At 56.5% G+C, this 11,266-nt stretch carries 7 protein-coding genes; 1 reads left to right on the top strand and 6 read right to left on the bottom strand.

The window, feature by feature from the left end; all coding sequences use genetic code 11:
* Positions 1–5 precede the first annotated feature (5 nt).
* Positions 6–6,611 carry a putative baseplate assembly protein gene (locus L6R21_21000; protein ID MCK6561685.1) on the bottom strand — a complete coding sequence of 2,202 codons (6,606 nt, stop codon included), beginning with the start codon at positions 6,609–6,611 and terminating at the stop codon, positions 6–8.
* A 249-nt stretch (positions 6,612–6,860) separates the two neighbouring features.
* Here L6R21_21000 and L6R21_20995 point away from each other — a divergent pair, with 249 nt between their 5' ends.
* On the top strand, positions 6,861–7,811 hold the full coding sequence (locus tag L6R21_20995) for a hypothetical protein (GenBank protein MCK6561684.1): 951 nt from the start codon (positions 6,861–6,863) through the stop codon (positions 7,809–7,811).
* Here the strand turns inward: L6R21_20995 and L6R21_20990 are convergent.
* The 5 genes from L6R21_20990 to L6R21_20970 all read right to left on the bottom strand — a co-directional run bounded on the left by L6R21_20990 (position 7,771) and on the right by L6R21_20970 (position 11,176).
* The gene (locus tag L6R21_20990; protein MCK6561683.1) at positions 7,771–8,169 is read right to left on the bottom strand and encodes a GPW/gp25 family protein; all 399 of its coding nucleotides are present in this window, start codon (positions 8,167–8,169) and stop codon (positions 7,771–7,773) included. The genes L6R21_20995 and L6R21_20990 overlap by 41 nt on opposite strands.
* Positions 8,170–8,244: 75 nt before the next feature.
* Positions 8,245–8,541: a PAAR domain-containing protein gene (locus L6R21_20985; GenBank protein MCK6561682.1), complete on the bottom strand. Its 297-nt coding sequence runs from the start codon at positions 8,539–8,541 to the stop codon at positions 8,245–8,247.
* A 238-nt stretch (positions 8,542–8,779) separates the two neighbouring features.
* The gene (locus L6R21_20980; GenBank protein MCK6561681.1) at positions 8,780–9,442 is read right to left on the bottom strand and encodes a phage baseplate assembly protein V; all 663 of its coding nucleotides are present in this window, start codon (positions 9,440–9,442) and stop codon (positions 8,780–8,782) included.
* On the bottom strand, positions 9,439–10,518 hold the full coding sequence (locus L6R21_20975; protein MCK6561680.1) for a hypothetical protein: 1,080 nt from the start codon (positions 10,516–10,518) through the stop codon (positions 9,439–9,441). Before L6R21_20975 ends, L6R21_20980 begins: the two co-directional genes overlap by 4 nt.
* Entirely contained in the window at positions 10,505–11,176 is a 672-nt protein-coding gene (locus L6R21_20970) for a LysM peptidoglycan-binding domain-containing protein (protein ID MCK6561679.1), read from the bottom strand. The genes L6R21_20975 and L6R21_20970 overlap by 14 nt, the downstream gene beginning before the upstream one ends.
* Positions 11,177–11,266 lie beyond the last annotated feature (90 nt).

The raw sequence follows: 11,266 nt of genomic DNA, 5'->3' as shown, positions 1-11,266 counted from the left end.
GATGCTCATGCTCCCGTTTTGGCAGTTACGTTGATCCGCAGCGTTCCGCCTGCCACCAACTCATTGGCGCCGATTTCCACCAAATCGGTGTAAGCCACGCCGGCGCGACTGAAACTTAGATTCTCGACATGATCCAACCCCTCGATCTGCTCCAGCAGAACATAGACATCCGAAGCAGACAGGCCTTGGCCGAATTCCCAGCCGGTGTCAGTCGGACCGCCGGTCAACGGATGGAGAAAATCCGCCAGCTTGGCGCGCGCCTCTTGCTCGACCCGCGCCGCCGCGTCAATCGTTGCGACGACGAGATCAGCCAGGACGTCGATCTCAGCATACACCGGGCCTGCAACAAAAATGTGTTGCGGCGCCGCCACGGTGTTGGCGCAATGCTCTGCCACATAACGCTGCACCATCCGCCGCATTTCGAGCGAAGGTTGCGGCTCGCTTTCGCGCGAGTGCGGCACGAGGTAAAGCGTGACCCAGCCAGTTTCGCGGCGACCTTGCGAGTCGAGATTGCGCACGCAGCGCGCCTTGGCCACCTGACGCGAGGCCTGCTTCGCCAGCCATTCGAAATCCTGCGGCGTGACCGCGCGCCGGCGATGATTGATCATGGCCGGTCCGATCACCAGCATATCATCTAGCGAAGCGGTATCCGAACCGCCGCCGGCCTCCACCGGATTGATCACGGCCTCGACATTGGCGATGGCAGTAGTGAGACTTTGAATCGCGCCGGCTTCGACATTGCCCACCGCACCGCCGCCGGCTTGATAAGAAAACGCGCGCAGATTGTTGAGACCCGCAGGAGGAATCTGGCCGTTGCGGCCATCGCCGAAGCGCAATTCGCCGGTGGCGCGATCCAGTGTGTAGTGCCGGTCAGTGCCTTTGGAGTCGAAGAAGTTTTCCACTTCCGTCCACAGCACCCAGGTTTCGAGCACTTTGCCCAGTTCATCTTTGACTTCATGCAGGGCCTGCTCGCCGAATTGCTTGATCAATTCTTCTTTTTCCTCTTCGGTGAGCACCTCGCGCACGCGTACGATCTGGCCGACGCGCACGGGAAACCGGAAAAACCGGAACGTCTGGCCGGCTTCGCCGTTGCTGGAGCCGAGAATCTCATCACGCCGGGTTTCGGCTTGAAAGGCCCAGGTGGTGTTGGGATAAATGCCGCCCAACACCGGCGTTCCCGCGTACTCGCCCTGCAACAGCATGCCGCGCATCCAATAGCGAAAGGCGCCGAAGCGCGTGGTGGCGGTGAAATCCCGCGGTGCGATGAATTGCAGAATCTCCTGCTTGATCAGGCCTTCGCTGGCGTCGCCAAAACCCAGCCGCTGCCACTCGTTCTCAGCGCGATAGCTCCATTCCATCTTGGGTTTGCTGGCATCGCTGTAGGGCAGTTCCCTGGCTGCGAAGAAAATCTTGAGTGGCCCGCTGCGCAGCGGATTCATGAAGCCCAGATAGATGGCTTTACCCAGTTGCGTTGGCAGGATCACCCGCGCCGGCACGCCTGCGGCCGTCTTGATCACTTCGCCACAATCCTCTTCTTCCGCGATTTGTCCCTCCAGCGGCACAAACGGCGGGAAGCGCTTGTCAGTGGTAATGCAGGCGTCGGTTTGATCGACGTAGTCGAGATTGTTGTAGGTGAGGCAGCGATCGGGGAAACGGCTCTCGACGAGTTCATAGGAAATGGTCAAGCCGAATATCTGTGGTGGACGAATGGTGCTCTTCACCGGCAGAAGCTTGGTCTCTTTGATGATGTCCTGCGGTTCGCTGTTTGCGCCTTTCACTCTCTCTTCGAGCACATAGGTCTCGCGGCCGTAGTCGCCGCCAATGATGCGGGCTCGAATCCAGTAGCTCTCCTGGCCGGAGACTTCGGTCAGATCGAGATCCTGTGGCAGGAGGAAAATCACCTTGCCGTCGATGAGCAGATTCTTGGTGCCATCTTCAAATTGATGCAGGTCCTCGAGAAAAGCCACCCACCCGCGGCTGTTCCAGTATTCCCAGGACAGTTGCGGAGTGATGGGCAGGGCGTTGGCATCTTCATGAAGCAGCCAGGCGTCAATCGGCTCGAGCTCGTAGCGAGAATCCGTGGTCGGCCGCTGTGTCCACTCCGCGCGCAAAATGGCGACATGATCGCTGCCGAGGTAATCGTCTATTACATGAGTACTGGGCAGGCCCGGGCCTTCTGTGATCCTGAGGGTTCTGTCGGCGAATCCGTAAATATCGGCCGAGGCATTGCGATCAAGCGTGATGGTATTCTGTGTGCCAACTTGGGCTTTCCCGCTGTGGATCGGGGTATTGTAGTTTATAAGAGCGTAGAGATACCGTGATCCCGGAACCGGCGGCTTCGGGATTGCGTCCAGCCTCCAGGCAATGTCAACGCTTGCCAGCCGTGATGCGCCTTCATAGTCTATTATGTTGGCGCGCTGAGACCAGAGGGCTTCGCCCTCCAGCTTGACCAGGATGCCGTAGCCAACATAAGCATCATCTTCTCCAGAGGCCGTATCGGAAAGCGTGATGGTCGCATAGGCGACGCCCGTCACGCCTTTGATTTTTGCCTCGAGAGCGTAGCGATGTTCAGGAGTGCGAGGTAGAAGTTTAGAATTCCAACTATCTCTCACATATGCCTTGCGGTTTTCGCCACCTTCATACAAAACAATGCGGTTCTCCTGCTTGGGGTTGCCATTATGCACCGGCGGGTCCCCTATTTGCAGAGTGATCGGTACATCGTCGTATAGGCCACGCCTGTCTATGGCCTTGTTGGGGTCGAGTGAAATCGAGGGCAGCTCCGCTGGCTGCTCCACATTTGGCACCGTGCCGGAGGCATGCAGGACGTATTTGTCACCGGCCGCGGGAAGAGTACTGAGAACCCAGGCGCTCTCCAGTTTCGCCACGCGAGTCTGGGGATCATAGGACACGATTTTGTTGGCTTGCGGCTCCTCACCTTCCTTTGTAACCGTAATGCCGAATCTGAAAGGATCCTGCTCATCTCTTGGACCCAAGGGATTGCCGGCATGTCTGGCATTTCTATCCAACGTAATCGTGGGCATGGCGGCATCGGCAACTGAGCGGGGTTCAGCAATAAGCGTATATGTATCTTTGTCGTCTGGTATTATTTCCCCTGCCCAAGGTTTGTCTACGATAGCCAGAGCTTCTTTTTTTTCTTTATCATAGAGATAGCTCACAATCTTTGGAAGATCTTCCTGCCTCAACGCTCGAGAGGTACTTCTTGATCGCTTCGGTGTCTTCGATTCTGCTTTATCGACTTTGATTCTGAAGCCTACATATGCGCCCTCATTTCTAGCCAAGTCGCCCGGGTTTTCATCCGAACCCTCAAAATCAAAATCGAGATAGATACTTGTTGTACTACCTTTCTTATCGGGATTTGAAATATGCACGATGCCGTTGAATTGGTAGGTGAAAGTCGGATCCGGGGGAAGATTTACATCCCAGGCTTCCTTTTTCAACGTCGCCACTCGGCCATCAAATGAATCGATCGTTCTGGTGTATGCCTTGCCTCCAGGCGAGGTAACGGTTATGTCCAGGCCGTTATATGCTCCTTCGACCGAGGAGCCGTCCACTAGGGTGATATTCGCAAACGTGGCTCTTTCGACATTCGCTTCCTCACTCATAATCTCATACTGATCGCCGGCAGCAGGCAACGATGCCGGATCCCAGCTTTTGCTCACCAATGCTTTTTTCTCTTCTCCTCCAAGGTACTCAAGTATTTGATTAGCATCCGGCGGCAAATCATTTCCATCGTGCTTGACGACAATATTCATACCGTCGTAGGCGTGGGGGTTCGCCGAGGCCTGATCTCCCAGCCTGATCGACGCCTGCGTCAGCTCGACGGGAGTGCCGGGGTGATCCAATTTGATTTTGTACCCACTAATCTGATTCAACACATTCTCACCGTCTTCATTGCGCCACGCCTTCTCCACCGTCGCGATCTGCAGTTCCCGGCCTTGATATGAAATCACTCGGTTGCGCAACAGTTGAACATCTCTGCGATCGTAGACTAAAATATCAAAATCATTATAAGCATCGTCCACTTTTGAAGCTTTTGCCCCAAGGACAACGGTTGGCAACGAGCCGCCTTGAGCCTCTGCGGGTTCTCCCTCCCTGCCGATGGCGTACTGGGTGGTGCTGTCCGGCAAACGCTTGTCCGCAGGTATATCCGTTGAGGTGTCCCAATCATCTTCAATGTGCACCAGCAGCAGGTCGCGATTGAAGTCGAGCAGTTTGCGCTGTGTGCCAGCCAGCTCGCCAGTTTCCAGTTTGATGTAATCCTTGTCCCGTTGAAAGCCGCCCTGCTGGTCGAAATCGGTCGGGGCAGAATCCGCCAGCGTGAGCGAGTCATCGGTTCCAACCTGTGCCGTTCCGCGGAGCGCCGGTTGCGGACTGAATCTTCGCTCGAGAATGGAGTTCTTGTTGGTGCTGGAATAGATCACGAGATGCTGCGGTGTGGCAATACCCAAGACAAAGGGCGAATGCCGCAGCTCGATCTCTCCCGGATAGGAATCGAGAATCCACTGGCCGCTGTTCTCGATTTTCCACAGGCGCTGGTCGGAGCCGCGAACAAAGATATGCCTCTTCTCCTCAGGCGTTCCCATCTTTTCGACCACGCCATGAGGACTCGAATCAACCTTTATTTCGTCAGACGGCTTGCCTAGATTTTTCCATTCCGGCGAGCGTGTATCCAACTCCCGCAATTCGCCGGCACTGTCCTTGATCCAAATTCTCTCGAAGACTTCGAGGCCTGTACCGCCTCGCGGCGTTCCGGCAAGATCTCTAATCGCATAAGAAGATTCGTCAGTCAGGGGGACTCTCCAAGCTCGGTCCACTTCCGCGATTTTCGTCCTCCCGTTATAGGCAAGTATCCTGGCCGTTTGATTGACCCCCGGGCCACTGTTGACAGTGAGGGTGAGGCCCTGATAGATTCCGCTATTGCCGGAGGCGTCCATGGCGAGAAAGACTCGTGCAGGGTACCGCCACGCCTGCGCGTTACCCGACAAGGCTTCGATCCGATAGGTGTATTGCAGATTCAGTTCCGGATTCCACTCCTCTTCCAAATATACCTCGCGAGAATTGCCATCATACTGTTCAATAGTGAAAGGCCCGAATTCTGCATTGTTGGAAGCGACGAGAGTGATGGACAAACCGACATACGCTCCATCCCGATTGAAGGCTTCACGGGACAGGACAACTGTTTTTCGGCTGGCTCTACTGACGGTTCCTGTTCTGGCTGGCAGGTCGATTTCGAATCTCGTGCTTGCATCGGGCAGTTGTTCCCACCCTGTGTCAAGCGTGGCGAGCTTTGTATCGCTCTCATAATTTGTGATGCGCGCTGATACGATCACATCGTCCTGACCGGCAACTCCGGCTGGAAATGTCACCTTGATCGTCAGCCCGACATAAGCGTCATCATCATCCGAAGCCCACGGCGGAAGCTTGAGGGCGGCGCCGCTCAGGCGCGCAGTTCCAGTGTGCGCGGTTTTCACCTCGTACTTTGTGCCTGGACCAGGCCGCGCGATCCAATACCTTGCTTCGACCGTGGCAGTCTTGGTCCTGCCGTCGTATTGCGTAATCCTCGTGCTTTGAATAACAGGCGACCCGTCGGTCGCTTGAATTTCAATTTCCACCCCTGCATAGGCATCAGACTGGCTTGAAGCACCGGCATCAAGCTGAATCGATTGAACCTTGCTATCCGCGGGGATTCGCTCACAGTGCAGTTGGGCGAACGGCCTACCGGTGCTGCGCAATGGTGCAGGCAGCGCCGCATAGGATTTCCACACAACACCATCCCATTCATAAAGCTGGCCGTTTCTCCCTGCCACATAAACTTTGGTGAATCGCGACTGATCGTCCAACGCACAGACGAGTGCGTGGGGCGAGGAATTCAATTCCTGCCCCGCCGGCCTTGCCCGGTTTTCCCAGACAGGCGGCGGGTCAATCCGAAGATCTGTGAAGTCCCGCTTTAGCTCATAGAGATTGCCGTCATCCGCCACCACAAACACTGAAATGGTTTTGTCGGCAGTTTGTACTGCCGCGGGATCGAATTTGATCTTGAAACCGTTTGCCGGGGTGTTGAATGCAACCCATCTCTCCTGGCCATCTTGAAAGAATCGTTCTGCTAGATTGCCATTCTCGGTTCTCACATACAAGAAGGCGAGACTGATCTCAGTGTCACCAACGGGCACGGTGACGTGCACAATACTCGGCCTGGCCTCAGTTCCGAGTGCAGGATCTGGCAGAGCAATCGCACCATCAGAGGGCACGCCATGATCATGCAACGTTGCGGTCCGTTGATCGCCCTGGATTCTGAATTCCAGCAGCCGGCCGCCGGTGCCGCGGGCAAAGATGCGGCGGGTGTCTCCCGCCAGCACCGCTGCCGGCGCCGCGAGGATGGCAAGTGAGTCGGCGCGGATATCAATCTCGACCTTTGCGCCCTTCTTCGAGAACACCTCCTTGCTCGCCAACTGAAACCTGTCAAACAGCCTAGGCTCCAGTCCGAAGGGGTAGAACGGCAAATTCACGTCCAGCGGCGTGTCGTTGTGAAAGGCTTGATCCGGCGGCAAAGCTGCGCCCTCGGATTTCACCAGAAACGAAATGTTGTCCAACACCGGCAGCCGGCGCGTGGCATTGGCCGGCAATGGCTCTTGCAGCTTGGCGCGTATCCAGCGATTCTTGATGCCGTTGACCTCCAGTTCCTTGATCTCACCCTCGGTGGTTTTGATGAGCTCAATACTTCCGTTTTGACTGAGGCCATCGCTGCCGTCCAATCGCACTGCGAAAGCCTGCCAATCCGCACCCTCTTGTCCTTTGATGTCACCCCAGTACTCCCAAGCCACCTGCAATGACTCAAGACCTTGCTCGGTGCCGGCCATGAGCGTAATGTTCAGCGTGAACAGCACTGGGCTTTTGACATTGAACAAATCCTTGTGGCCCAGATAGAGAATATGCTCCTGCAGATTTCTGCTCTCGAACACATGGAACTTGGTGATCTTCTCCACCGGCGTGCCGGGCGCGTAATCGCGCATGAGTTTTGTCGTGAGCACAACGATCGTGCCTTTGATTTCGGCGATGGGGACGTATTCAGCAACAGCCGCTGCAGTCGTTTCGCTCTCTTCGCTGAGTGCCGGACAGACGCAGGTTTCGGCGGCGGCGCTGCTCATCGCAGTCGTACTCACCAGTTTGAGCAGATCTCCTTCTTCCAAGTTGTCGGTGTGATCGAGCTGCAGCGTGCTGGAGCCGGCGCGCGAAAAAGAAATGAGCGCGTAGGCCACCGCGCTGGTATCCGGCATTTCCCGCTCGAGGAAGCCGAGCGGCGGCTGGTAAATGGCGTCTTTCTCCGGATCAATACTGACCACACTCGCCAACGGGCTGGGCGTGGTGAGCAGATCTTCCTCAGTTTCGAACGGCAATTCGGGGCGCGTATCGGTCGCCGCCGAGGTGGTTTGCGTGCGTTGCGGAACGAGAACTTCATTGCTGGTGCCGGACACGAGTTTGAAGCGCACCGGCACACGGCTGGGTTCCGCGGGCAACAGCTTGATGCCCAGCATGCTGAGAAAGGCGACGAGATTCTGGTGCGGCGTTTGGTTGAGGCGTTTGATCACGCTCTCGGTCAAATGCGAGAAGAGCTTGAGCAGGGCCACGCCACTATCCTGATCGTCCGTCCCCGGCCATTCCGGCGTGTAGTGCGGCAGCCGTTGCTTGAGCAGCGCCAGCAGGTCGCTGAATTTTCTCTGATCAATTTTGGGCTTTTCGCGGGCCATGGCCTCAAGTTCCTTCGGACAAGTAGAAGGGATAAACCAGATTGAATTCGTTGTTGGTTTCGCGCACGCGATAGTCGATGCTGATCAGCAGTTTGCCGTTGCCGGCTTCCGCGGTGGAGATTTCGATCTTGATCAAATCAACGCGCGCCTCCCAGCGCGTCAGCGCGTCACGCACGCTGGCTTCGATCGCGCCCAGGGTGGCTTTGTTCATGGAGGCGAAGACGAGATCATGAATGCCGCAGCCGAATTCCGGCCGCATCACGCGCTCGCCCGGCGCGGTGGAAAGGATGATCCAGATCGCCTCGCGAATATCCTGCTCGAACTCGGACATGGCGATTTTGCCGCTGCTGAGATTCACCATCACCGGAAACTTCCAGCCGCGGCCAAGAAATGATTTGGGCATGACTGCTTCTCTATTTGGTGTCCGTCCGGAAGGGCAAAGACCGCCCGGGCGGTGGTGTTTTCGAACGGAGACCGTCTAGCCGATCAGCACCGTTGGTTCGCCGACTGCTATGGAATTGGGCGGCCCGTTCTCGACAATCATATCGCCCTGGCGCACTGCCGGCAAGTTGTTGATCAAGACCGTGACGCTGCCCACCGCCACCATGCCGCCCACATGGGGCACAACGCCGGTAAACAACGGGCAGGTGTGAAAATCACTGCCGGCGCGCCAGGCCGGCTTGCCGCCGATGAGCACGTTCACACTGCCGGGGCCGGGGCTCAACGGCGTGCCGTGATTGGTTGGATCGCCAACGCGTGCTGCGGGCATTCCCATGGGTGTTCCTCGAGAGCAAAGCGATTATTGCACGGATGCGTTTGCATCACATTTGAGAAGCTTGTGAAGGACTTGGCGGTGTGCTTAATTCTTCACAAGGTCCTTACAGGATGACGGTGGCGTTGTGCTTGAATCTTCACAAGGTCCTTGCAGGATGACAGCGGCGTTGTGCTTGAATCTTCACAAGGTCCTTGCAGGATGACAGTTGTGTGGCGGTCATTGCCAAACTGCCGGCGGATTAATTGATCTTCACGATCGCGCCTTGAATCGTCAACGCGCCGCTGGCCTTGAGCGTCATGGTGGCGCCGGCTTCGATGTCGATTTTTTGTGATTTGATTTTCAATTGCGCCGTGCTTTCGATGGTGATGCTGTTTTGCACCGAGTCGATCACGATGAAATTCGAACCGGACTTGTCGCGGACTTCGATCTTCTCGCTGCCCGCAGCATCATCCAGCACCACTTTGTGGCCAGCTTTGGTGTGGATTTCGACCTTCTCCTTCTTGGCCTCATGATCGTCGTTGAAAATTATCTCATGGCCGCTGCGCGATTTGATTTTGCGAATGTTGTTCTTGCCGTCGCTGTTGGTTTCCGGCGGTTTGTCCTGGCCATTCCACAGGCCGCCGACGACGTAGGGGTGGCGAATGTCTTCGCGTTCAAACGCCACCAGCACTTCATCGCCGACTTCGGGCAGAAAGAAGCTGCCGCGATCCTTACCCGCCATCAGAGTTGCAATGCGCGCCCAGTAGCTCTCGTCCTGGTGCTCCCGCCACGGAAAGCGGATCTTCACCCGTCCCATGCCTTGCGGGTCTTTGTTGTTGGTGACCACGCCGACGGCAACTCCCTTGATTTTGCCGCCGGTTTCCTGATCTTCGCTCTCCTGCGACATGTCGAACATGTTCATATGGTCGTGTCCTTCACATTGAAGGTGGTTTTGTAGCCGGAGGCGCTCACCGTGTGCGTGCTTTTTTCGAGGTAGTAGTTCTTGCTGAACTTTTGGCCCAGCCCCTTGAAGCCGATGATTTGGTCAATGAACAGCAGGGGAATGCCGATCACTTCGCCGCTGCCTTTGACAAAACCTTCACCGCGCTTTTTGAGAATCGCCTGTGCCCGGCGATTGGCCTCCTCCTGGCTGTACACCGGCTGGCGCACGCGATGCACCGGCGGCTCGTCCCGGCAGATCTGCTTGATCACTTCCCCGCCGCTTTGCCGGTCGCCGCTGCGGCCCGGCTCCTCTCCGGCTTTGGCTTTGCCGACGATCTCTTGCTTGGTTTTGACGTTCCAGCCTCTCACCTCCACTTCGGTGATTTGTTCGGAGATGTTGATCTCCGGGGTGAAGCTGGCCAATCCTCTGCCCCATTCGAACTCGAAGGTTGGATCCTTCTCGTCGAAAGCCGGCCGGCAGTGCAACGTCTCATCGAACACGTACAGCTCGAAGCCGTTGCGCTCGGCCAGCTTCTTGATGAACTCCAAATCGCTTTCCTGGCTTTGCTCGATGCGGGGATGGCTGACGCGCGTGTCATCGACCTGGGGCGTGAGGCTGTGCTTACGCGCAATTTGGGAGATGACAAAGCTGTCGGTCTTGTCGTCCCAGCGCTCGGATTTTTTGCCGCGGCCCATGCAGTAGGAGAGATCGAAGCCGCTCACCGTGATTTGCGGCAGGCCGCCGGCGGGAAAGCTGGTGCGCACTTCGGTGACCAGGCCGTGCATCTTCAACTTGAGCTCATCGCGGTAACCCATTTCGATCTTCACGCGCTTGCCAAACGCAAAGAGATCGCCCAGCCAGCGGAATTCACGCGCGCGAATGTCAAAGGCATTGTTGACCACAAACGAGAATTGATCGGAGCCTGCCAGGCTGTGATCCACGGTGACGCTGGTGATTTCGATGCCCAGCGGCAACAGTTCCTTGCCGGCGACATAGACCTTCGCAATTGGCGCGTAGAAAGCGTGATATTTTTTCTCGAGCTCACCGAAGTACATTTTCGCCATCCAATGGTGGGATGATCAGCTCCCGCCCTATGGTCACGGTGCGCGGATTGTCGAGATTGTTTTTCTCGGCGATGAAGCGCCACCGGCCGGGATCGTTGTATTCCCGCGCCGCCAACAGCCACAAACTGTCACTCTCTTTGAACACCACCCGTTTGGTGCGGTCAGCGGATTGCGGCTTGATGTCCTGCAATTGCTCGGTGACGGTGCGGTATTCCTTGAGCGTGAGATTCAGCGTGGCGCGCACCGGCGTGCCATCATCCAAAAACATGGTGAACTTTTGCGTCATCCGTTCGATGATGGCATTGAAGGAAAAATGGCCGCCGCCGTCACCCCAGGCAAACAGGCACACCGGCGGGGCATGGGTGTCGGAATCGATTTCCAACAATCTGGCGATGAGGCCGGTGTAGTTACGGACATCCTCGCTCTTGTGATCGGTATAAGTGTCGAAGAGCAGTTCCATGGTCAGGGTATCGGCATTGCCGCTGACGAATTGCGCCACGGGATTCGACAAGCCGGGCAGCGCGTTCATTTGATATTGATTGCTCTTCTCGACCGAATATTCCGTCGGGTTGTACAACACCGCGATTTCACGCCCTTTGAGCGCGCCTTGCAGCGGCTTGATGAAGGCTTTTTTGAGATTTTTGGGCAACACTGCCGCAATCTCCTTTGCGAATAGCGAACGGGTTCACCGCATGCTGGAACGCGTCATTATGGTAATCATCATTTCATCCCATCCGCA

This window comes from bacterium (assembly GCA_023150945.1).
GTDB lineage: Bacteria > Zhuqueibacterota > Zhuqueibacteria > Zhuqueibacterales > Zhuqueibacteraceae > Coneutiohabitans.
This window is presented reverse-complemented; position numbering and strand designations above follow the sequence as displayed.